This window comes from Pseudomonas sp. S04 (genome assembly GCF_009834545.1).
Lineage (GTDB): Bacteria > Pseudomonadota > Gammaproteobacteria > Pseudomonadales > Pseudomonadaceae > Aquipseudomonas.
In genome coordinates, this window is record NZ_CP019427.1 from 2,383,419 (window position 1) to 2,405,052 (window position 21,634).

General features: G+C 59.9%; 19 protein-coding genes. 16 read left to right on the plus strand and 3 right to left on the minus strand.

From position 1 onward, the window contains the following. The first annotated feature begins 9 nt into the window (after positions 1-9). Positions 10-312, plus strand: coding sequence for a nuclear transport factor 2 family protein (locus PspS04_RS10750; RefSeq protein WP_159995118.1), 303 nt, complete (start codon positions 10-12; stop codon positions 310-312). Here PspS04_RS10750 and PspS04_RS10755 read toward each other — a convergent pair. Both PspS04_RS10755 and PspS04_RS10760 read right to left on the minus strand, forming a co-directional pair. Further along, a complete protein-coding gene (locus PspS04_RS10755) occupies positions 292-1,449 on the minus strand; it encodes an alpha/beta hydrolase family protein (protein ID WP_159995120.1) in 1,158 nt (385 codons plus the stop codon). The two genes, PspS04_RS10750 and PspS04_RS10755, sit on opposite strands and share 21 nt — an antisense overlap. Positions 1,450-1,508: 59 nt before the next feature. Then, positions 1,509-2,471, minus strand: coding sequence for a LysR family transcriptional regulator (locus PspS04_RS10760; RefSeq protein WP_159995122.1), 963 nt, complete (start codon positions 2,469-2,471; stop codon positions 1,509-1,511). A 277-nt stretch (positions 2,472-2,748) separates the two neighbouring features. Between PspS04_RS10760 and PspS04_RS10765 the strand changes: the two genes are divergently transcribed. From PspS04_RS10765 to PspS04_RS10825, 13 genes are all read left to right on the plus strand, one after another. Next, the gene (locus PspS04_RS10765; protein WP_159995124.1) at positions 2,749-3,678 is read left to right on the plus strand and encodes a VOC family protein; all 930 of its coding nucleotides are present in this window, start codon (positions 2,749-2,751) and stop codon (positions 3,676-3,678) included. 9 nt (positions 3,679-3,687) lie between these two features. After that, positions 3,688-4,029 (plus strand): Rieske (2Fe-2S) protein, encoded by a 342-nt coding sequence (locus PspS04_RS10770; RefSeq protein ID WP_159995126.1) that lies wholly within the window; start codon positions 3,688-3,690, stop codon positions 4,027-4,029. Between the two features lie 155 nt (positions 4,030-4,184). Further along, positions 4,185-5,309, plus strand: coding sequence for an FAD-dependent oxidoreductase (locus PspS04_RS10775; protein WP_159995128.1), 1,125 nt, complete (start codon positions 4,185-4,187; stop codon positions 5,307-5,309). A 56-nt stretch (positions 5,310-5,365) separates the two neighbouring features. Beyond that, positions 5,366-7,063: a DUF1302 domain-containing protein gene (locus PspS04_RS10780; protein WP_159995130.1), complete on the plus strand. Its 1,698-nt coding sequence runs from the start codon at positions 5,366-5,368 to the stop codon at positions 7,061-7,063. 12 nt (positions 7,064-7,075) lie between these two features. Further along, entirely contained in the window at positions 7,076-8,464 is a 1,389-nt protein-coding gene (locus PspS04_RS10785) for a DUF1329 domain-containing protein (protein WP_159995132.1), read from the plus strand. 61 nt (positions 8,465-8,525) lie between these two features. After that, positions 8,526-9,620, plus strand: coding sequence for a YCF48-related protein (locus tag PspS04_RS10790; protein WP_159995134.1), 1,095 nt, complete (start codon positions 8,526-8,528; stop codon positions 9,618-9,620). A gap of 4 nt (positions 9,621-9,624) precedes the next feature. Continuing rightward, complete coding sequence (locus PspS04_RS10795) at positions 9,625-12,099, plus strand: efflux RND transporter permease subunit (RefSeq protein ID WP_159995136.1); 2,475 nt, start codon at positions 9,625-9,627, stop codon at positions 12,097-12,099. Further along, a complete protein-coding gene (locus tag PspS04_RS10800) occupies positions 12,089-13,336 on the plus strand; it encodes an MFS transporter (RefSeq protein WP_159995138.1) in 1,248 nt (415 codons plus the stop codon). The genes PspS04_RS10795 and PspS04_RS10800 overlap by 11 nt, the downstream gene beginning before the upstream one ends. Positions 13,337-13,349: 13 nt before the next feature. Beyond that, the gene (locus PspS04_RS10805; protein ID WP_159995140.1) at positions 13,350-13,931 is read left to right on the plus strand and encodes a cupin domain-containing protein; all 582 of its coding nucleotides are present in this window, start codon (positions 13,350-13,352) and stop codon (positions 13,929-13,931) included. Continuing rightward, positions 13,928-14,911 carry a fumarylacetoacetate hydrolase family protein gene (locus PspS04_RS10810; protein ID WP_159995142.1) on the plus strand — a complete coding sequence of 328 codons (984 nt, stop codon included), beginning with the start codon at positions 13,928-13,930 and terminating at the stop codon, positions 14,909-14,911. Before PspS04_RS10805 ends, PspS04_RS10810 begins: the two co-directional genes overlap by 4 nt. 10 nt (positions 14,912-14,921) lie before the next feature. Continuing rightward, positions 14,922-15,920: an NAD-dependent epimerase/dehydratase family protein gene (locus PspS04_RS10815; RefSeq protein ID WP_159995144.1), complete on the plus strand. Its 999-nt coding sequence runs from the start codon at positions 14,922-14,924 to the stop codon at positions 15,918-15,920. Continuing rightward, positions 15,904-16,698: a cyclase family protein gene (locus tag PspS04_RS10820; protein WP_159995146.1), complete on the plus strand. Its 795-nt coding sequence runs from the start codon at positions 15,904-15,906 to the stop codon at positions 16,696-16,698. Before PspS04_RS10815 ends, PspS04_RS10820 begins: the two co-directional genes overlap by 17 nt. A gap of 56 nt (positions 16,699-16,754) precedes the next feature. Continuing rightward, a complete protein-coding gene (locus PspS04_RS10825; protein ID WP_159995148.1) occupies positions 16,755-18,398 on the plus strand; it encodes an arylsulfatase in 1,644 nt (547 codons plus the stop codon). A 33-nt stretch (positions 18,399-18,431) separates the two neighbouring features. Here PspS04_RS10825 and pobA read toward each other — a convergent pair whose 3' ends face one another. Beyond that, positions 18,432-19,616 (minus strand): 4-hydroxybenzoate 3-monooxygenase, encoded by a 1,185-nt coding sequence (gene pobA, locus PspS04_RS10830; RefSeq protein WP_095170112.1) that lies wholly within the window; start codon positions 19,614-19,616, stop codon positions 18,432-18,434. A 169-nt stretch (positions 19,617-19,785) separates the two neighbouring features. Here pobA and PspS04_RS10835 point away from each other — a divergent pair, with 169 nt between their 5' ends. Together PspS04_RS10835 and pcaQ are read left to right on the plus strand one after the other, a co-directional pair. Then, entirely contained in the window at positions 19,786-20,637 is an 852-nt protein-coding gene (locus PspS04_RS10835) for a helix-turn-helix domain-containing protein (RefSeq protein WP_095170113.1), read from the plus strand. A gap of 32 nt (positions 20,638-20,669) precedes the next feature. Then, positions 20,670-21,599, plus strand: coding sequence for a pca operon transcription factor PcaQ (gene pcaQ / locus PspS04_RS10840; protein WP_095170114.1), 930 nt, complete (start codon positions 20,670-20,672; stop codon positions 21,597-21,599). Positions 21,600-21,634 lie beyond the last annotated feature (35 nt).

Sequence of the window (21,634 nt, forward strand, 5' to 3'; positions counted from 1 at the left end):
GGCAGAGCCTTGGATGCCACCAGCAACTTGTATCAATGCTCACGTATTGATGGCGTCGATAGCGGTCCGATGACCACCGCAACCGAAAAAACCGAACTCCGGGCACTTGAGCAAGCACGTCGCCGGGCATTGGTAGAGGAAGACTATTCGCGTGTCGCGCAGTTGTTCGCCGACGATCGGGTGTACTTACACACCGCGGGGGTGGTGCAAGGCAAGTCGGAGTATCTGGGGTATGCGAAAAACGCCGGAGAGCCCCAGGGCTGTCCGGCGTTTGTTGTCTTGCCAAGCGTTTTAAGCGGTGTGGCCGCCTAAGGTTTCGGCAATCCAGTCAGCGATGTAATGACCCGCGTTGATGCTGTTATCAAAGCTGGAATGCTGTACGCCGCCTTCGCGCTCGGTGAAGATTTTAAGCTCACGTTTAGGGCTGTTAACCAGTTGCTCGTAAGTACGCTGTGCCCACTTGAGCGGTATCTGCGAGTCCTTTTCACCGTGGGTGACCAGGAACGGAACCTTGATGCGGTCCAGTACGCCGTCCAGGTGCACATTTTCGGCGATGGTCATGAACTCATCCATATCCTTTGCCCCCCACACCCAGCACACGTGCGCCCAATAGTGCGGGACGGGGAAGCTACCTTCTTTTTCCAGGCGGCGTTTTTGCACGTCGCGCCAGTCATGGTTGGCGCCCCACACCACACCACAGGCAAACCGTGGTTCAAACGCCACCGCACGCGGGCAGTAATAACCGCCGAGTGAAACGCCTTCCAGGCCGATACGCTGGGCATCAACGTCACTTCGGGTTTGCAGCCAGTCGACCACGCGGCTGGCCCAATGCTCGCTGTCATATCGGGCAATCAGGTTATGCAAGCGCAGTGCTTCACCCGTTCCGGGTTGGTCGATAATCAACGATGACACTCCGCGTTTTGCCAACCACCCCGGCAGTCCGACGCGATATTTCATTTCTTTGGTCGAGTCCAGTCCATTGACCTGCACCAGGATCGGCGCTGGGCCGGTCACGCCTTCGGCACGCACCAGCAAGCCGGAAATATGTTTGCCCTCGTAGGGGATTTCAACGCGCTCGCAGTTCTCCCGTGACAGTTCGATACCGCGTTTGAATGTCTGAAGGAAGCGCTGGTAAAGCGCTGTACGACCAGGGGCCCCGTGGGCTTGAAGGCGCTCGCAGGTGAGGTAGTAAGTGGCGGCGCGGCTGTACTTCTCGCCGGCGGACAGCAGTCGTCCATGGCCTTCATCTTCTTCGGCCAGGCCGCAGAGCTTGTCAGCCATCTTCGCCCAGGTTTCGCGAAATGCTTTGGTTCCAGCGGCGTCAGGCTGCTGCGCGGCTTCCTGAAGCGGTGCACACATCTCCTCAATTTCGCCCATCCGGGCACCCATCTCGATGGCCAGGTCGACTGAGAGATTCCACACGTAATTGGTCGGGAAGTAGCGGAACATGATTGTTGTTGTCCTTATGGTTGCCTTGGCGTTTACAAGGCAAGGTAAGGACGCCCCGACTAATTGGCCAATCGTGAGTCGGGATGGGAGGTATCGCGAGCAGCGATATGATCGTGTTCAAGATGCTGGATGAATTCGCTAATGCGTTCGCGCAGCCAGCGGTGCATGGGGTCGCCGTCGACGCTGCGGTGCCAGAGCATGACCTCGCGCATCACCGGTATCTTCACCGGCGGATTGAGGATGCGCAGCGGCAGGTGTTCGGCATACAACCGCGCCAGACGCTGGTGCATGGTGGCGATGCGTTGGGTGCCAACGACTAGTTGTGGTAGGGTGTTGAAGTCGTTCGTGATGACCTCGATACGCCGATTGAAACCGTACTGGTTCATGAACCACTCTTCGATGCTCAAGTGCCGGCTACGGCCGAACCCGACAGAAACGTGGCCCATGCCCATGTACTGCTCAAGGGTCAGGCTGTCGCCGACCTGGGTATTGCCGTCCCACACCACGCAGACATGCTCCTCTTCAAACAGCAGCTTGTGAGGGTGACCGTCAATGATGTAACGCTCAGGCACGATCATCAGGTCGACCTCGCCGCGAACCAGTAACTCACCGGAATTGTCGCCAGGGCCAAGCATCTCGAAAGTGATGTTGGGCGCCTCTTGGTGAATCTTCTGAATCACCTGGGCAAACAGCACGCTGATCAGGTAGTCCGAGGTCACGAGGCGGAAATGACGTTTGCTGGTCGTGGGGTCGAACACCGGCTTGGCAGTGATCGACGACTGGATCGTCAACAGTACCTCGCGGATGGGTTTGGCCAGTTCCTGGGCATACGGTGTGGGCTGCATCTTACGCCCCACCTGTACCAGCAGTTCGTCTTCGAAATAAGTACGCAGGCGTCCCAATACACCGCTGGTGGCGGACTGAGTCATGTGCAGGCGTTCGGCGGCACGGGTGATGTTCTGCTCTTCTAGCAAAACATCGAGGGCGACCAGCAGGTTCAAATCCAGATGATTGAAACGCATTGGGCAGGTCCGTTTTTGTATTTATTTTCGCGATACATTCCGGTGAATTGAGCATCCCGTCAACCCCGCCTGTGCGCTGCCGTTCCGCGCACTCAGGTATCGCGTTTTCGGATAGGTCGCATCCCCACTCGCGATTAGTCAGCTGCCAAACCGCACGGCAATCTTCGCCGCAGTCGGACTTCTTGCCGACACCACCACCGGATTCCCTGCATCGCTCAACGGCCTGTCGAGCCGTCGGTGCCGGTTTGCGGATACTAATTTCAATGGAGTGGTAGCCATGAACATCATTGGCCTTGATGCCCTGATCTTTGGCGTCGATGACATCCAAGCCTGTACCGATTGCCTGCGTGATTACGGCCTGACGCCGGTTGACGTCGACAACACGGGTGGGCGTTTTGAAGCATTGGACGGCACGTCTGTGATCATTCGTCGAGCGGACGATCCAACGCTGCCGGTTGCCATCGGCCCGGCACCGTCGATTCGCGAAACCATTTACGGCGTTGCCAGCGCGGCAGACCTTGATGCAATCGAAGATGAGTTGGCGCGCGATCGTCAGGTCACCCGTGAAAACGGTCTGCTGCACAGCTTCGACGACATGGGGTTTGCCATCGCATTCCAGGTCACTGTTCGCAGGTCCTACAGCGCCCCGGATGACTTGACCAACGCCGCCGGCCATGCGCCACAGCGTCCGCTCAACCAACCCGGCATTACCCTCGACATGCGTGCGGTGCCACGTACCTTGTCCCATGTGGTGTATTTCGTCCCCGATGCCGCCAAGGCCGAGGCCTTCTACGCCGACCGCCTGGGTTTCAGAACCACTGACACCTTCATTGGGGCGGGGCCATTCATGCGTCCGGCGGGTTCCGATGATCACCATTGCCTGTTCATGATCCAGACCCCGCCGCACATGAAGGGCTGCGAGCACTTCACCTTCCACATGGGCAGCGGCACTGAAGTGTTGCTGGCCGGTACACGCTTCGAGCAAAAAGGCTGGACCAGTTTTTGGGGCCCTGGCCGTCACCTGTTTGGCTCCAACTGGTTCTGGTACTTCAACAGTCCGCTGGGCTGCCACATCGAATACGACGCCGACATGGACAAGCACGATGACGCCTGGGAGGCGCGCCGTGCCCCTCTGTCGGCGGATAACTCGCAGCTGTTCCTGTTCACTTCGAAAGAAAAATGGGCGCCAGGCGGCCCGCCGCGGTAGGTATCTGCCATGGACCGCAGCGATTTTCCCCTGTGCCGGATGGATGAACTGGTGGAAGGACAGGCACGCGGATTCGATCCGTTGCAGCGCGGCAAGGACAGTGTTTTTGCCTTGTTGCATGCGGGGCAGGTGCGGATTTATCGCAACAGTTGCCCGCATCTGGACGTGCGCCTGGAGTACCGCAAGGACCGGTTCTTGTCGGCTGATGGGCAGTTGATTGTCTGTTACGCCCACGGTGCGCAGTTCCTCCCGAGCACTGGCGAATGTGTCTACGGCCCGTGCCTGGGCCAAAAACTGGACGCCTTGCCTTGGCACCAGGAGGCCGGCTGGGTGGTGCTGGAAGGCCTGTAACAACAGCGTGCTCAGGGGCGATTGAGGTATTGCGTTTGGCGATACATCGCATCCCTACACGCGATTAGTCAAATCCTTGTTTTGACCGGAAGCTGGACCTACCGACGCAGTGCCCGGCGCTGCATCGAATCACAAGAATAAAAAGTGAGTAAGCCATGAGTGCAGTGAACAAAGTTCTGATCGTGGGCGGTGGTATTGGTGGCTTGTGTGCGGCCATAGCCCTACGACGCAAGGGCATTGAGGTCGATCTGGTCGAACTCAAGTCAGAATGGACCGTTTACGGTGTCGGGATCATCCAGCAAAGCAACGTGGTCCGCGAAATGGCCAAGCTGGGTGTGCTTGACGGTTATCTCGATGCGGCGTATGCCTTTGAAGACGTCGCGATCTACGGCCCGGCGGGTCAGCAGCTGGCGCGCATCCCGGGCCAGCGCCTGGCAGGGCCTGCGTACCCGGCCAACGTCGGCATCTCGCGTCTGGCGCTGCACAAAGTCCTCAGTGAAACGGCGCTGGAGCTGGGCGCCAAGGTCCGTTTGGGGCTTAGCGTTGAATCCCTGAACGACAATGGCGACAGCGTGGAAGTGCTGTTCACCGATGCCAGCAGCGCCGCCTACGACCTGGTGGTTGGAGCTGACGGCCTGTTCTCCAAGGTTCGAGATTTGCTGCTCGGCGACACCTACACGCCGCGCTTCACCGGCCAATCGGTGTGGCGCTACAACTTCGCGCGTGATCCGCAAATCGATCACCTCGCCAACTACCAGAGCGCCGAAGGCAACGCCGGCCTGGTACCGCTGGCCGGCGACTTGATGTACCTGTTCCTCACCTCCCATGAACCGTCCAATCCGCGGATGGACCCCGCGACGCTGGCCGAACAGATGCGGCAGCGCTTGCAAGGCTTCACCGGCCTCATCGGCCAATTGCGTGAACAGATCACCGACAGCAGCCAAGTGGTTTACAAGCCAATGGAAGTGGTCTTCGTCGACGAGCCCTGGTACCGCGGTCGCGTTCTGCTGATCGGTGACGCCGCGCACGCGACTACGCCGCACCTCGGGCAAGGGGCCGGCATGGCAATTGAAGATGCCATCGTGCTCAGCGAAGAGCTGACCCGCGACGGCAGCGTCGAGCAGCAGCTTCAACGCTTCATGACGCGCCGTTTCGAGCGCTGCAAGTACATCAGCGAAAGCTCGGTGCTGGCCGGCGACAAGGAAATGCAGCACGACCGGGACTTCGACCGCATCGGCCTGGTCAAGCAGATGCTTGCGCGCACGGCTGAGCCGATCTGATTCGACAGGGCCGTCACCCACAGCAGTTACCACTATAAAAACAAGAGGTTAACGCGATGGTTAGTTCCACGACTGCGACGCTTGCGCGCCGCCGGGTCTGCACGTCTGCACCCTTTGGTTTCAGTTTGGCCGCGGCGTTGGTGCTGTGCAGCCAGGCCGCCCATGCCTTTTCGGTGGATACCGGCAATCCGGATTTCAACCTGCGCTGGGATAACACCGTGAAGTACAGCGCCGCCTGGCGCACCCAGAATCCCAGCAGCAAGCTGACCGAGGGCCAGGTGGCACTCAACCAGGACGATGGCGATCGGGCGTTCAAAAAGGGTCTGATTTCCAACCGCACGGACATCCTCTCCGAGCTGGATATGTCGTTCAAAAACGTCGGCGCGCGCCTCAGTGGAGCCGCCTGGTACGACACCGCCTACCAGCACGACAACGATAACGACGATCCGGCGCGGGCCAACGCGCGTTCCGTGGGCTATGACGAATTCACCGACGACACCCGCCACCTGCATGGCGGCGACGGCGAATTGCTCGATGCGTTCGTGTACTGGAACGGCGAGCTGGCTGATCATTCCACGTCCGTGCGTGTCGGCCGCCACGGGTTGATCTGGGGCGAGAGCCTGTTCTTCGGCGCCAACGGCATTGCCGGTGGCATGGCGCCGGTCGACGTGGTGAAAGCGCAGTCCGTTCCCAACACCCAGTTCAAGGAAATCACCCGGCCGGTCAATCAGCTGTCGGGTACCTTCCAGCTGACCGACGATGTGTCGCTCGGCGCCTTCTACCAGTTGGAGTGGGAGGAGACACGCCTGCCGGGTGCCGGTAGTTATTTCTCCACCAGCGACACCATTGGTGAAGGCAATGAACGCTTGATCGTAGGGGCGCCGTTTCCTGCGTTCCTCGGTGGCAATCCCAGCAGTCCGGCGGCGTTCTTCCATGGCAACGACAAGGAAGCGAAAAGTTCAGGGCAGGGCGGCCTGCAGTTGAAATACAGCGCGGAAACGGTCGAGTACGGCCTGTACGCGATTCAATATCACGACAAGACCCCCAAGCTGTACCTCAAACCCTCTACCGGTGTGCCGAACTTCAGTACCGGCCAGATCGGCGAGTACTACTGGGTGTACCCGGAGGACATTCGCGCCTTTGGGGGCAGTTTTTCCACCACGGTCGACGAATACAGCTTCGCCGGTGAAGCCTCGATGCGCTGGAACATGCCGCTGGTTTCCAACGGGCAAACCGTCCTGCCGGGTGTCGTCGCCGACAACGATGACGATGCACTGTATGCAGTGGGCCGTACCGCTCACGTCAACCTAAACGTCCTGGCTTCATTCGGGCCGAACTTCCTTGCCAGGGAGTCGGGACTGGTCGGTGAGATCGCCTGGAACCGCCTGCTGAGCGTCACAAAAAACCGTGCCGCCCTTGACCCCAACGCTACCGATGACGGTCTCGGGTTCAAGGTGGTCTACACCCCGACCTACCGCCAGTTTTTCTCCGGCATCGATATCAGCATTCCGCTTGGCCTCAGCTACTTCCCGCTGGGTAAATCGGCCGTTGTCAGCTCGTTCGGTCCGGACAAAGGCGGCGATATGAACATCGGTATCACCGCCACCTACCTGGATCGCGTCACCGCCGGCCTGACCTACACGCATTACTACGGCGCCGAGGACACCAACCTCAACGCTGCCAGCCAGTTCAATTACAAGCAATCGCTCAAAGACCGGGACTACCTGGCCTTTTCCGTCAAGACCACGTTTTAAGAGGACTTGCGCATGACCCACAATAAGAAAACCGCAGCCTTCAAGCTCAAAGCCCTTTGCCTGGCGCTGCTCGGCGGCCTGGCCATTTGCAGCCAAGTGACATTGGCGGCGACGGCTGAAGAGGCGGCCAAACTGTCAAAGAACCTGACACCGTTCGGCGCCGAGCGCGCTGGTAACGCTGACGGCAGCATTCCCGCCTGGGACGGTGGTTACACCAAGGTGGATCCTTCGTACAAGGAGGGCGGCAAGCGCTCCGATCCATTCGCTGCCGACAAACCGCTGTTGAGCATTACCTCGAAAAACCTCGCGCAATACGCTGGCAAGCTCAGCGACGGCACCAAGGAAATGTTCAAGCGTTTCCCCGAGACTTATCGCATCGACGTTTACCCGACACGGCGCACCGCCGCCGCGCCGCAATGGGTGTATGACAACACCCTGAAAAACGCCACCCGCGCCAAATTAGTCGAGAGCAGCGCCGGTCCGGTTCCCGAAGGCGCTTTTGGCGGCATTCCGTTTCCGATCCCGAAAAACGGCGCCGAAGCCATGTGGAACCACGTGCTCAATTGGCGCGGGACCTCGGTGTCGATGCATTTTCGGCATTACCTGATGACGGCCGACGGCAAGCAGGTGATGACCACCGACGGCAAGGCCATTCAGGAGATGCCGTATTACTACCAGGAAGGGACACCAGAGTCGTTTGCCGGTGACTACTGGCTGTTCCGGCTGCTCAACGTCGGCCCACCATTGCGCGCTGGCGAGCAGATCATGGGCCGCACCAACATCAACGGCGACCTGTCCCAGGCGCACGTTTACCTGACCGGTCAGCGCCGTGTGCGCAAGCTGCCCAATGCCTGCTGCGATACGCCGACACCGGCGACAGCCGGGGTCATGTCGTTTGACGAATTGAGTGTGTTCCAGGGCCGCATGGACCGCTTCGACTGGAAGCTGATCGGCAAGCAGGAGATGTACATCCCCTACAACACCAACAAGGTGCAAGCCGCCGCCAAACCTGAAGACCTGTTCCTCGCTCACCACATGAACCCGGATTACGTGCGTTGGGAGCTACACCGGGTGTGGGTCGTGGAAGCGGACCTGGCACCGGGCAAACGTCACCAATTGCCGAAGGGCCGTTACTACCTCGATGAGGACACTTGGCAAGCCATGTTGGGCGACCGCTGGGATGCCAACGGCCAATTGGCCAAGACGCTGTGGTCGTTGCCGGCGGTACTTCCGGACCTGCCTGCGCAAGCGCAATTGTCCTCGGGTTTCTACGACCTGACCTCCGGCGCCTGGTTTATCCAGAACGTCTACACCGGCCAGCCTGAGCAGTACGGCATGGTGGATCGCTACAAGGCCTCCGAGTTTTCACCGGCGGCGATGGCGGGTGCCGGGGTTCGTTGAGCAAGGCCGGATCGCGGTTTACCAACCGTGATTCGGTTTCACAAGGGTTGTCGAGGTCGCAATGAACAGAATCTGTCAGGTGGTCGGTCGGCTGATGTGTCTTATGGCGTTGCCGTTGAGTCAGGCGCACGCCGCGGCGGTGGGCGACGCGCTCGCTACGCCGGCAATGCAGGCCCCACAAGCAAAATCCGCGGTGTTGCTGGACTTGGCCCGTGCAGGTGCGCGGCTGGTGGCGGTGGGCGAGCGGGGCATCGTGCTGCTTTCCGATGACAACGGTGTCAGCTGGCGTCAAGCGCAAGTGCCGGTGTCGGTCAGCCTCACGGCCGTGCAGTTTGTCGACGCCCATACGGGTTGGGCAGTCGGGCATGCGGGTGTGGTCTTGGTCTCGCATGACGCGGGTGAGCATTGGGTTACGCAACTGGATGGACTGCGAGCGGCACAGCTAGAGCTGGCAGACGCTCGCCGGCAACTGCCGTTGGCCAATGACCAGGAGGCTGCCGCGGCGCGGGTCCAAACAGCCGAGCGCCTGGTCGATGAGGGTGCTGACAAGCCGTTTCTGGCCGTGCACTTCGTGGACGCCCAGCGCGGTCTGATCGTGGGGGCGTACGGTCTGGCCTTGCGCACTCTCGATGGCGGCACAACCTGGCAATCGCTCATGGGCAACATCGATAACCCGATGGGCGCCCATCTGTCCGCCATCGCTCAGCAAGGAGAGCACTGGTTCCTGGCCGGCGAGCAGGGATACCTCGCGCGTTCGGACGATGCCGGCAAATCGTTCGCGCCATTGCAAAGCCCCTATGCGGGCAGCTTTTTCACCCTACAAATGCGCGATGACGGCGTCTTGCTGGTGGCTGGGTTAAAGGGCAATGCGTTTGTCTCCAGTGACCTGGGCGACAGTTTCAAACTTGCGCCGGTCTCGATGCCGGTGTCTTTCAGCGATGCCATTCGCACCGACGACGGCCAGTTGCTGCTGGTTAACCAGAGCGGCGCCTTGTTTCGCACCAACAGTCAGCCCGGCGCAATGCTCAAGCCCTTCGGCAAACCGCTCGGCAAGCCCGTCTCCAGTGTTATCCAGGCCGCCGATGGCAGCCTGACGCTGGCTGGTTTTACTGGATTGACGCGCGTATCGCCGTCAACCACTAGCGCTTCGGAGTGAGGTTATGAAGTCTTTCGACAACGCCACGGCTAGCCTGGCGAATTTCGATCCACGCTCCGGTTCAGTGGTCGAACGCACGCTGTTTAATCACCGCCTGTGGGTTCTGCTGGTGTGTGTACTGACGACGCTGGTGCTGGGTTATCAAGCCACCCGTATCGAGCTCAATGCCAGCTTCGAAAAAATGATCCCCACACAGCAACCCTACATTGCCAACTACCTTGAGCATCAGAAACAGCTCACGGGATTGGGCAACGCCCTGCGCATCGTGGTTGCGAACAGGCAAGGCGATATCTATGACGCCGAGTACCTCAAGACCCTGCAGGCCCTGAGCGACCGACTCTACCTTCTGCCGGGTGTCGACCGGGCATACATGAAGTCACTTTGGACACCGGCCACGCGCTGGGTCGCCGTGACCGAAGACGGCCTCGACGGCGGGCCGGTGATACCGGACGACTACAGCGGCACCGTCGCCAACCTGGATGCCTTGCGCCGCAATGTGCAGCGCTCCAACGAACTGGGGCAACTGGTGGCCCTGGACCAGACCTCCAGCATCATTTATGTGCCGTTGCTGGCGAGCACCGCTGATGGTAAACCGCTGGATTACTCGGTCTTGTCCGAGCAATTGGAAACCCTGCGCAGCACCTACCAAAGTGACAACATTGATATTCGCATCACCGGTTTCGCGAAAAAAGTCGGCGATCTTATTGCCGGCCTGAAGCAGATTCTGCTGTTCTTCGCCGTCGCGATCCTGATCACCACCGCTGTGCTGTTCTGGTACACCCGCTGCCTGCGCAGCACGGTGCTGGTGGTGCTGTGCTCGCTGGTGGCGGTGGTCTGGCAGCTTGGGTTGCTGCCATTGCTGAACTACCAGTTGGACCCGTATTCGGTGCTTGTGCCGTTTCTCGTGTTTGCCATCGGCATGAGCCACGGCGCGCAGAAAATGAACGGCATCATGCAGGACATCGGGCGTGGCATGCACCGGGTGGTGGCCGCACGATTTACCTTCCGACGCCTGTTCCTGGCGGGGCTGACAGCGCTGCTGTGCGATGCCGTGGGGTTCGCGGTGCTGATGCTGATCAAGATCCAGGTGATTCAAGACCTTGCGGTAATCGCCAGCATTGGCGTGGCCGTGTTGATTTTCACCAACTTGATCCTGCTGCCGGTTTTGCTCTCTTATGTTGGTGTTTCACCGCGTGCCGCCCAACTGAGCCTGAAGAGCGAGCAGGCCGAGCAAAGCGGTCAGACCCGCCATGGGTTCTGGCGTTTTCTGGATCTGTTCACCCATCGTCGTTGGGCCAGCCTGTGTATCGCCATCAGCCTTGCGTTGGCAGCCGTGGGCTTTTTGGTCAGCTTGCAACTGAAAATTGGTGACCTGGATGCCGGTGCGCCGGAACTGCGTGCAGACTCGCGTTACAACCAGGACGATGCCTTCCTGACCCGTCATTACGGTGCCAGCAGTGACCTGTTTGCGGTGATGGTGAAAACCCCAGCCAGCAGCTGTGCACGCTACGACATCCTGGCCAAAGTCGATGCGCTGGACTGGCAACTGCGTGCCTTGCCGGGCGTGGACTCGACCAACTCGCTGGCGTTGCTCAACCGGCGCATGCTGGTCGGGCTCAGTGAAGGCAACCCAAAATGGTACGAGCTGCAGAACAACCAGGCGATGCTCAACATGATCACCGCCAGCGCACCGCGCGGGTTGTACAACGAAGACTGCAGTCTGTTGACCCTTTATGCCTATCTCACCGACCACAAGGCCGAAACGCTGACCCGTCTGGTGGAGCACGTCGAGCAGTTCGCTGCCGAGAACAATACAGACGAAGTGCAATTTCTGTTGGCGGCCGGAAACGCTGGGATCGAAGCGGCCACCAACATTGTGGTCAAACAAGCCAACCGCGAGATGCTCGTCTGGGTCTACGGCGCGGTCATTGTGCTGTGCCTGATTACCTTCCGTTCCTGGCGCGCGACGCTGTGTGCGGTGATTCCGCTGATGCTCACGTCCATCCTCTGCGAAGCCTTGATGGTCTGGCTGAACATCGGTGTGAAAGTCGCCACGCTGCCGGTCATCGCCCTGGGCGTCGGTATCGGCGTCGATTATGCGTTGTACGTGATGAGCATTCTGTTGGGCCATCTGCGCCAAGGGGCGAGCCTGTCCGAAGCGTATTACCGTGCACTGGTTTCCACCGGCAAGGTGGTGATGCTGACCGGTATCACCCTGGCTATCGGCGTGGCGACCTGGACGTTTTCACCCATCAAGTTTCAGGCCGACATGGGTGTGCTGTTGGCCTTCATGTTTGTCTGGAACATGGTCGGTGCCTTGGTGTTGCTGCCGGCGCTGGCGTACTTTCTGTTACCTGCGCGGAACCAGCCGCAGGGTGCCGTTGTGCCGAGGTCGGTGACTCACGTGGTGGGTGCTGAGGCGGCGGTGGACGTGGACATTCAGCCCTTGCGCATCAAGGAGCTTTGTCATGGTCGCTGATACCTTCGTAAAACCCGAGCGCCAAGCCGGATCGATGCAATCGCTATTGCTCCTGCTGGGCAGCTGCCTGCCGGTGTTGGGCGCGGTGTTGCTGGCCCCGGTGCTGCCACGGATGCAGGCGCATTTTGCCGGCGTGGAGGGCAGCGCCGTGCTGGTTCCCATCGTTCTGACGTTGCCAGCGTTGGTGATCGCAGTGCTGGCGCCATTCGCCGGGCTGATCGCCGATCGCCTTGGGCGCAAGCCGTTGTTGCTGGCAAGCATGCTGCTGTACGTGATCTGCGGCGTGCTGCCGCTGTGGCTCGACTCACTGCAGGCCATCGTGCTCAGCCGAGCGGGCATTGGCTTGGCCGAGGCGGGCATCATGACCTGCTGCACCACACTGATGGGCGACTACTACAGCGGCGCCAGGCGCGAGCGTCTGTTTGCCTTGCAGATGGTCGCCACGTCGTTGTCGGCTGCGGTGTTCATCGCGTTGGGTGGCTTTCTGGGGCAAAACGACTGGCGTACGCCATTTTCGTTGTATGCCGTGGGTTTGATTTTCCTGCCGCTGATGGCCTGGAAATTGTGGGAACCGCAAGCCCGCACACAACCCGAGCAACCCACACAGTCGGTGCCGACCGGGAAGTTTCCGTGGCGTGCGCTCACGCCCATGTATGTGCTGTCGCTGTTGGCAGGTTTGAGCCTGTTTATCGTGCCGGTGCAGGCCGGTTACTTGCTCAACCTGCTGCACGTGGATGCTCCTCAACAAATCGGTATGACCATGGGCGCCAACCAGCTGGGCGTGCTCGTCGGGGCGCTGAGTTTTCGTTTGTTCAGTGGCATGCGTGGGCAGCACATGCTGCTGATTGCCTACGTGTTGGCGGGCGTCGGCGGGTTGTTGATGGCGGGTGCCGCGAGCCATCTGCAGGTTGTGGTCGCAGTGACGATCAATGGACTGGGCATCGGCTTGATGCTGCCAACACTGATCACCTGGATTATGGCGCAAGTCAATTTCCATCAGCGTGGGCGGGCGGCGGGGTGTTTCACTGCCGCGATCTTTGCCGGCGAATTTATCAGCCCCCTGGTGGTTCTGGGCCTGAGCCGAGGTGTCGCCACCGAGCTACCCCAGGCGTTGGCCATTGTCGGTGGGTTGCAACTGCTGGTCGCGCTGTTTTGCCTGGCCGTACCCAGGCTCGGCGGTCTGTTGCACGACGCAAATGCTGTACCCGGTGGCACGACCATCGGCGACGGAAACTGAACGAGGATTGTCCATGCAAGCGCTTCCTGAATTCAAACGAGTGGTCACCGGTCACGATCCGCATGGCCAGGCCATCGTCGCCAGCAACGGACCCACGCCGAACGTGTTCGCGCTATCAGCGGTGCCAGGTACGGTGTTTTATGAGCTGTGGAACAGCAGCACCAGCCCGGTTTTGCTCGACAACGCCGCTGACCCCAGCAGCAAGCCTCTGCAACTGAGCCCCGGGGCCCAGGGCAGTGTCATCCGGGTGGTGGACATTCCACCGGACAGCGTGCAGGACCAGGTCAGCGCTGAAGATGCAGCGGCGGTGTTCGCCGAAATCGGCGAGTCCCAAGCAGGCACCGGCCAACGCGACTCCAAACACAAGTTGATGCACCGCACCGAAACGCTCGACTACGGCATCGTCACCGAAGGCGAAGTCTGGCTGGTCCTGGATGAAGAGGAGGTGCATCTCAAACGCGGCGACGTGGTAGTTCAACGCGGTACCAATCACGCCTGGAGCAATCGCACCGAAGCGATGGCGCGCATGGTCTTCATCCTCCTCGACGGGCGCTATGGCGCTGAATTGAGCAACGACAAGGAAGCATCGGCATGAAACTCGCCACCCTGAAAAACGGTAGTCGCGATGGTCGACTCGTGGTGGTCTCGCGGGATCTCGCTTGGGCCTTGGATGCCGGCTCCGTGGCGCCCACCTTGCAACAGGCGATCGAGAGCTGGAGTAGCAGCCAGCCTCGCTTGCAGGTGCTGTCGAATCAGTTGAATGCGGGCGAGGCGGCGGATGCCTTTGTTTTTGACCCAAGCCAGGCCATGGCTCCATTGCCCCGCGCTTATCAATGGTGCGATGGCTCGGCATTTCTCAGTCACGGCGCCTTGATGCAGAAAGCGTTCAACCTCGATCCAATCGACGGCGTCGAACATACGCCGCTGATGTACCAGGGGGCAGGCGACGATTTCATTGGCGCACGCGACGATATCGCGTTGCCCAGCGAGAGCCTGGGCATCGACTTCGAAGGTGAGTTTGTCGTGTTGGTGGATGATGTACCCATGGGCTGCGCAGCGGGGCAGGCGCTGCAACACATCAAGCTGATCCTGCAAATCAACGACGTCAGTTTGCGCGCCTTGGCCCCCCGTGAAATGAGTACAGGTTTTGGGTTCTTGCAGGCCAAGCCGTCCTCCAGCTTCGCGCCGCTGGCCATTACCCCGGACGAACTGGGCGATGCCTGGCATGACGGTCGAGTGCATTTGCCTTTGCAGGTGCACTGGAACGGCCAATGGTTTGGTCATCCCCATGGCGGGCAGATGAACTTCAGTTTCGGCCAGTTGATCGCTCACGCTGCGCTCACCCGCAGGCTGCGAGCGGGGACGTTGATTGGCTCCGGTACGGTCTCCAATGCTGGAAGAAGTGCGGGGTCGGCGTGCATTGCCGAGCGTCGCGCCATCGAGATGATTGAGCATGGCGCCGCCCACACAGGTTACATGCGGTTTGGCGACCGCGTGCACATGGATGTCACAGGCAGCGATGGCCAGTCGCTGTTCGGTGCAATCGATCAATGTGTTGTTCAGGCCCAAGGCTGAGGGGCGCCCTATGCGTGTGTTGATTACCGGTGCCAATGGTTTTGTCGGGCGAGAGCTGGTGCGTTGCCTGCTGGCGCAGGGCAGCTTGCGCGGGCGGGCCATTGGCTCGTTGCTGGTGCTGGATAAAGACTTGCAGGCCTTGCCGGAGGACAAGCGTCTTCGGCGTCATTTCGGTAGCGTGACCGACCCGGCCTTGATGCGGCGGGTATTGGCCGACGGCGTTGATGTGGTGTTCCATTTGGTCAGTGTTCCAGGTGGCGCGGCGGAAGAGCATTACGAACTCGGCTATCAGGTCAACCTGTTGGCCAGCCTGGAATTGCTCAACCAACTGCGTAACGTAAATCAGCCACCGGTGCTGGTGTATGCCAGCAGCGTTGCGGTGTACGGCGGCGACCTCCCGGCGCGAATGAGCGAGACTGCCGAACTGCATCCCGAGTTGTCCTATGGCGCCCACAAAGCCATGGTGGAAAGTGCCATAAGCGATCTTGCCAGGCGCGGCGATGTCGATGGACGGGTGTTGCGCTTGCCGGGCATCGTCGCTCGGCCCCGCGAGCCCAATGGACTGCGTTCTGCATTCATGAGCGATCTGATGCGGGCCTTCGCTGAAGGTGAAGCCTATTGCTGCCCGGTATCTCCCGAGGCGACGGCATGGTGGATGTCAGCCCGTTGTTGCGTGAGCAACCTGATCCACGCTGCAGAACTGGACAGCGGCTTACTTGGGGCGCAACGGGTGTGGCAGTTGCCGGTATTGCATCTGTCGATCGCCCAGGTGGTCGACGCATTGGCCGATCGTTACGGCCAGGAGCGCCGCGCATTGATCAGCTATGCACCCGACGCCCGCCTGCAAGCATTGTTCGCCTGTATGCCGCCATTAAAAACACCACTGGCACGCGCCGCCGGCTTCAACCATGACCGCAACGCCGCCACGCTGGTGCGCAACGCCCTGAATCCTTCGCCCCGTCGACCCTTGCCACTGACCGGAGACACCTTGCATGTCGCAGCCAACTAAATCCAAACGTCGTCTCGTGGACCTCTCGGTCACCCTCGACAACAACCCCTACACCGATCCACCACCGTTGCTGCCCAAGATCGATTACATGGATCACCAGCAAGGCTGGCCGGAAATGGCCGCGATGTTTCCGGGCCTGCAACTTGAGCAGATGCCGGGCAACGAATCCTGGGCAGCCGAACGATTGCACATCACCACCCACAGCGGCACACACATGGATGCGCCCTGGCATTACGCTTCGACCACCGATGGCGGCCAGCCGGCTTTTGGTATTGATGAGCTGCCGCTCGATTGGTGTCTACAGCCGGGTGTGAAGCTGGATTTTCGACATCTGGCCGATGGTCATGTGGTGACTGCCGGCGAGATCGAAGCCGAGCTGGCGCGAATCGGCCATCAATTGCAGCCTCTGGAAATCGTACTGATCAACACCCGTGCCGGCGCCTTGTTCGGTCAACCGGGTTATCTGGATGCCGGTGTCGGAATCGGTCGCGAAGCCACGATGTATTTGCTGGAGCGTGGCGTGCGGGTCGTCGGCACCGATGCCTGGAGTTGGGATGCACCGTTCAAGTACACCCGTGAGCGTTTTGCCGCCAACGGTGATGCCTCGATTATTTGGGAAGGGCACAAGGCCGGGCGCGATATCGGTTATGGGCAAATGGAAAAGCTCGCCAACCTGCAATCCCTGCCGGCCAGTGGATTCGTGGTGTCGTGTTTCCCCTACAAGATCAAGCATGCATCGGCGGGTTTTGTTCGCGCGGTGGCGATATTCGAAGAGTAGGGCGCCTGCGGGAAAAGCAGAAAAAGCCCTCGGTCAAACATAACAAGAGAAAAAACATGGCTCTTTTGCGTCTGCCTCAAACCTTACGCACGACCGTTCTGGTCCTGGGCAGCAGTCTGGCCGTGGCGGCCAGTGCTGATCCGGCGCAGCCCAATATCCTGTTGATCGTGGCTGATGACCTGGGTTACTCGGACCTGGGCAGCTATGGCGGTGAAATCAGCACGCCAACCCTGGATCAACTGGCCAGGGAGGGTTTGCAGTTCACTAACATGTACGCCGCGCCGACCTGTTCGATCACGCGTTCGATGCTGATGTCCGGTACCGACAACCACCTGGCCGGACTCGGCACCATGGCTGAAGCCTTGCAACCGTTTCAACGCGGCAAGCCGGGTTACGAGGGGTATCTGAACCAGCGCTCGTATTCGATTGCCGAGCTGCTGAAACAAGGCGGCTACAGCACGCTGATGGTTGGTAAGTGGCACCTGGGGCTAGAGCCGGATCAAGGACCGGATCAGCGCGGATTCGGGCAATCGTTCACCCTACTGGAGGGCGGTGCCTCGCACTTCAAGCCGTCCAGTGTCGACCCAAGCAAGCTTGAACAAGTGCACTACCGCGAAAATGGCAAGGCCGTGGCGCTGCCGGATAACTTCTACTCCACGGATTTCTACACCGACAAGTTGATCGGTTACCTGCAAAACAGCCAAAAAGACGGGAAACCGTTTTTCGCCTACGCGGCTTTCACTTCGCCGCACTGGCCGCTGCAAGCCACCAGGGAATATCTGGACAAATACCGTGGGCGGTTTGATCGGGGGTACGACAGCGTGCGTCTGGCCCGCATTCAACGGATGAAAAGCCTCGGCCTCATGGCGAGCGATGCCCAGCCTGCGCAGCCGTTGCCGGCGAACCCCAAGCTGCCTGTGTGGGAGCAACTGAGTCCTGAACAACAACGAGTCGAAGCACGGAAAATGGAAATCTACGCCGCCATGGTCGATAACCTCGACCATAACATTGGCCGCTTGATCGACTACCTGCGCCAGAGCGGGCAGTACGACAACACGCTGATTGTGTTTATGTCGGACAACGGCGCAGCAGGCGAAAACCACACTCAGTTCTCTGCGTTGGGCGCGCACACCGACAATAGCTTGGCCAACCTCGGAAAAAAAGGCTCACAGATTGACTATGGCCTGCGCTGGGCTGAAGTCAGCGCGGCACCGTTCCATCTGTTCAAAGGCACCACCGCAGAAGGTGGGATCAGCGTCCCGGCGATTGTCCAGTTGCCCAAGACACTGCGTCGTCAGGGTGTGGAACGTGGCGTTGCGCGAGTGGATGACATAGCGCCGACGTTTCTGGAAATGGCCGGTATCGCATTGCCGAGCGATAGCGCTAAACACCCGATTACCGGCAAATCCATGCTGCCAATGCTCGCCGGCAAGGGCAGCGCGCACAGCAACCATAGCCTGGCCGCAGAGCTGTTTGGCAACGCTTATTACCGCGAGGGAAATCTCAAGCTGTTGGGTATGCGACCCCAGGCAGGCTTTGGCGATAACGCGCAGGCGCTGCAATGGCAATTGTTCGATGTGGCGCAGGATCGCGGCGAAACCACCGACCTGGCTGCCTCCCGGCCCGAGACGGTGCAACGGCTCAAGGCTGCATGGTTGCAGTATGCCGAGCAGGTCGGTGTGGTGTTTCCTGCACATTGACCTGAGCACCGGGCTCAGGTCACGACTTGCCCATTACTCTATGGCTTCGTAGGGCAGGCCGACGTAATTCTCGGCAATGCTCTGGCGCCCGGCGGGCGAACTAACGAAGTAGTCGAGCTCGGTTTGCTGCATGCGCAGGCCAAAGGCGTCGGTGTCTGGGAACCGGTGTAGCAGCGAGGTCATCCACCAGGAAAAACGCTCGGCTTTCCACACTCGGCGCAGGCAGATCTGCGAGTATTTCTCCAGCAGATCGGTGCGACCCTCGCCATAGACCTTGAGCAAAATTCGATACAGCGTGCTGACATCGCTGGCGGCGAGATTCAGGCCCTTGGCACCGGTCGGCGGGACGATGTGAGCCGCATCACCGAGCAGGAACAGGCGGCCATATTGCATGGGTTCGACGACGAAACTGCGCAGCGGCGCGATACTTTTTTCAATGGAGGGGCCGGTCACCAACTGGTCGGCGAGGTGCGCGGGCAGGCGCAGTTTGAGTTCGCCCCAGAAGCGCTCATCGGGCCAGTCCTCGAGTTTTTCCTCGGTTCCCACTTGCACGTAATAACGGGTGCGAGTTTTCGAGCGCATGCTGCACAGGGCGAAGCCGCGCTCATGGTTGGCGTAGACCAGCTCCTCGTGGACGGGTGGGGTGTCGGCGAGGATACCGAGCCAGCCAAAGGGATAGACGCGCTCGAACACCTTCAGGGTGTCTGCCGGTATTGACTGTCGCGAGACGCCATGGAAACCGTCGCAACCGGCAATGTAATCGCAGTCCAGGCGGACGATCTCGCCGTTACGCTCAAAGGTGACGTAAGGGCTGTCACTCTTCATGCCGTGAGGTTGCACGTTCTCGGCGTCGTAGACGGTCGTGGCACCGGCGCCAACGCGGGCCTCCATCAAGTCACGGGTGACTTCGGTCTGACCGTAGATCATCACGGTCTTGCCGCCGGTCAGCTGTTTGAGGTCAATGTGTTCACAACGTCCATCGAAGGCCAGTTCGAAACCGTCGTGTACCAGGCCATTGGCATCCATGCGTTCACTGACGCCAGCCTCGCGCAACAGATCGACCATGCCTTGCTCCAGCACACCCGCACGGATACGCGAAAGGATGTACGGCGGGTTCTTGCGTTCGATGATGACGTTGTCGATGCCGGCGCGATGCAGCAATTGACCGAGCAGCAAGCCGGAGGGGCCGGCGCCGATGATGGCGACTTGAGTTTTCATTGTTGTAGTCCTGTCTGTGCGGCTGAAGGCGTTACGCCTTACAGAACGCTGTTATTTTTGTCTCCTGTATTTTTGATGACTAAAGTACCGATAAGAAGGCACTATCCGGCAAGATCCATGGACTTTTCGTGGATCGTCGCCATTGGGGGGAAACGTGAAATCTTCTGCCATGTCTGTTCCAGTGTTCAAACTCTATGGTGAGACCACGGTCTGGCCGACTCCCGATCTGCTGCATTGCGAGTCCATTCCAGAGCGCAGTCAGCTGCACAGTTGGGAAATAAAACCGCACTGGCACAGCGATCTGGTCCAGCTGTTGTATGTGCAGGCGGGACAGGCGGTACTGGAAGTCGAAGACCTGAGCACGCAAGTTCAAGGCCCGGCGTTACAGGTGGTACCCGCATTGAGTGTGCACGCCTTCAGGTTTTCCGAGGATATCCAGGGCCATGTCATTACTCTGGCCGTGCCCTTGGTCGAGCAGCTCGGCGCTGCGCTGGACAGCACGGCGCTGAATACCCCGGGCTGTTATTTGCCAGGTCCTGAGTCTGCTTACCTGGACACGCTGTTCGCCGCGATCAGTCGGGAATATAGCCAGGACCAACCTGGCCGCGATCCTATGTTGCACTCGTTGATCACGTTGCTGGTTGTCTGGCTCAGTCGTCGCAGCCTGGCGCTTTCACCGCCCGACACCAAACTCCGTGAGCGTGGTCGAGAGCATCTGCAGGGGTTTACCCGAGCCTTGGAGTTACGCTTTCGCGAGCACCTGCCCATCGAGCACTATGCGACGGCGCTGGGGATCAGCGCTGCTCACCTCAATGCCCTGTGTCGGCGCTTGTGTGGGCAATCGGCATTGGCGATGATCAACCAGCGACTGCTGCTCGAAGCCAAGCGCAATCTGGTGTATACGGCGATGACCGTCAATCAGGTGTCGGACAGCCTGGGCTTTTCCGAGCCTGCCTACTTCTCGCGCTTCTTCAAACGCGGAACCGGGCAGTCACCGAAACAATTTCGCATCCCGCGTTAGCGGATGCCAGACCTGCAAGGCAGCCAACTGCGGTGAATATCGATACCCGGATAAAATTTCGTCATTTGCTGTGTTTTCTCGAAGTAGCGCGCCAGGGAAGCCTGGCCCGTGCCTCGGATAAATTGGCAATCAGCCAGCCAGCGCTTTCCAAAACCCTCAAGGAACTGGAAACCTTGCTGGCCACCCGCTTGTTCACACGCAGCAAGAGTGGCGCCGCGCTGACCGACGCTGGGGTGGCTTTTCTGCGCTATGCCGGACCGAGCGTGCAAGCCCTGCGCGAAGGGGTCAATAACCTGCGTTCTGGTGAACATGCGCCGATCACCGCAAGGCTCGGGGTGCTGTCCACAGTGGAAAGCCTGCTGGTACCGGAAGTCATCTGCCGCTTGCACGCCCGCCATCCGGCCTTGGTCGTGAGCGTGGTGACCGGACCCAGCGCGTACCTGCTGTCGCAACTGCGCGTCGGTGAGTTGGATCTGGTGGTCGGGCGGATGACCGATAGCCCACAGATTCTTGGCCTGGCATTCGAGCACCTGTACAGCGAATCCATGACCCTGGTGGTGCGTAGCGGCCATCCGCTGCTGAGCGATCCCCACGGTCACCAAAGTCTTGAAGACTATCCGCTGGTACTGCCATTGGCCGGGACGACGATCCGCAAGTTCGCCGACAGCCTGTTTGTGCAGCACGACATCAGCCCGCCGCGCCGGCGTCTTGAAACCTTGTCGCTGACCCTGAGTCGGCGTTACGTGGAGTGCAGTGAGGCGGTCTGGGTCGCGCCGTTGGATGCCGTCAGGCAAGACCTGAGCCGCGGTGCATTGGTCGAATTGGATTTGGGCATTCGTGAACCGGGCGGCTCGGTTGGCATGTGCAGCAACCCCGCGCTGCACATGCCCCTGGCGACCCAATGGTGCGTGGAGGTACTGCGCGAAGTGGGGGAGGAGTATCGCGAGGGACGCTATCCATAACCATTTGGATATGGATAGCGGCTGTTTTTTCAGTT

What these genes read in the sequence shown, in the direction of transcription:
- PspS04_RS10755 (WP_159995120.1), bottom strand. Translation starts at nt 1,449, where the DNA reads ATGTTCCGCTACTTCCCGACCAATTACGTGTGGAATCTCTCAGTCGAC.
- PspS04_RS10790 (WP_159995134.1), top strand. Translation starts at nt 8,526, where the DNA reads ATGAACAGAATCTGTCAGGTGGTCGGTCGGCTGATGTGTCTTATGGCG.
- PspS04_RS10820 (WP_159995146.1), top strand. Translation starts at nt 15,904, where the DNA reads ATGTCGCAGCCAACTAAATCCAAACGTCGTCTCGTGGACCTCTCGGTC.
- PspS04_RS10825 (WP_159995148.1), top strand. Translation starts at nt 16,755, where the DNA reads ATGGCTCTTTTGCGTCTGCCTCAAACCTTACGCACGACCGTTCTGGTC.
- PspS04_RS10770 (WP_159995126.1), top strand. Translation starts at nt 3,688, where the DNA reads ATGGACCGCAGCGATTTTCCCCTGTGCCGGATGGATGAACTGGTGGAA.
- PspS04_RS10815 (WP_159995144.1), top strand. Translation starts at nt 14,922, where the DNA reads ATGCGTGTGTTGATTACCGGTGCCAATGGTTTTGTCGGGCGAGAGCTG.
- PspS04_RS10835 (WP_095170113.1), top strand. Translation starts at nt 19,786, where the DNA reads ATGTCTGTTCCAGTGTTCAAACTCTATGGTGAGACCACGGTCTGGCCG.
- PspS04_RS10760 (WP_159995122.1), bottom strand. Translation starts at nt 2,471, where the DNA reads ATGCGTTTCAATCATCTGGATTTGAACCTGCTGGTCGCCCTCGATGTT.
- PspS04_RS10805 (WP_159995140.1), top strand. Translation starts at nt 13,350, where the DNA reads ATGCAAGCGCTTCCTGAATTCAAACGAGTGGTCACCGGTCACGATCCG.
- PspS04_RS10785 (WP_159995132.1), top strand. Translation starts at nt 7,076, where the DNA reads ATGACCCACAATAAGAAAACCGCAGCCTTCAAGCTCAAAGCCCTTTGC.
- PspS04_RS10780 (WP_159995130.1), top strand. Translation starts at nt 5,366, where the DNA reads ATGGTTAGTTCCACGACTGCGACGCTTGCGCGCCGCCGGGTCTGCACG.
- pobA (WP_095170112.1), bottom strand. Translation starts at nt 19,616, where the DNA reads ATGAAAACTCAAGTCGCCATCATCGGCGCCGGCCCCTCCGGCTTGCTG.
- PspS04_RS10765 (WP_159995124.1), top strand. Translation starts at nt 2,749, where the DNA reads ATGAACATCATTGGCCTTGATGCCCTGATCTTTGGCGTCGATGACATC.
- PspS04_RS10795 (WP_159995136.1), top strand. Translation starts at nt 9,625, where the DNA reads ATGAAGTCTTTCGACAACGCCACGGCTAGCCTGGCGAATTTCGATCCA.
- PspS04_RS10800 (WP_159995138.1), top strand. Translation starts at nt 12,089, where the DNA reads ATGGTCGCTGATACCTTCGTAAAACCCGAGCGCCAAGCCGGATCGATG.
- PspS04_RS10810 (WP_159995142.1), top strand. Translation starts at nt 13,928, where the DNA reads ATGAAACTCGCCACCCTGAAAAACGGTAGTCGCGATGGTCGACTCGTG.
- PspS04_RS10775 (WP_159995128.1), top strand. Translation starts at nt 4,185, where the DNA reads ATGAGTGCAGTGAACAAAGTTCTGATCGTGGGCGGTGGTATTGGTGGC.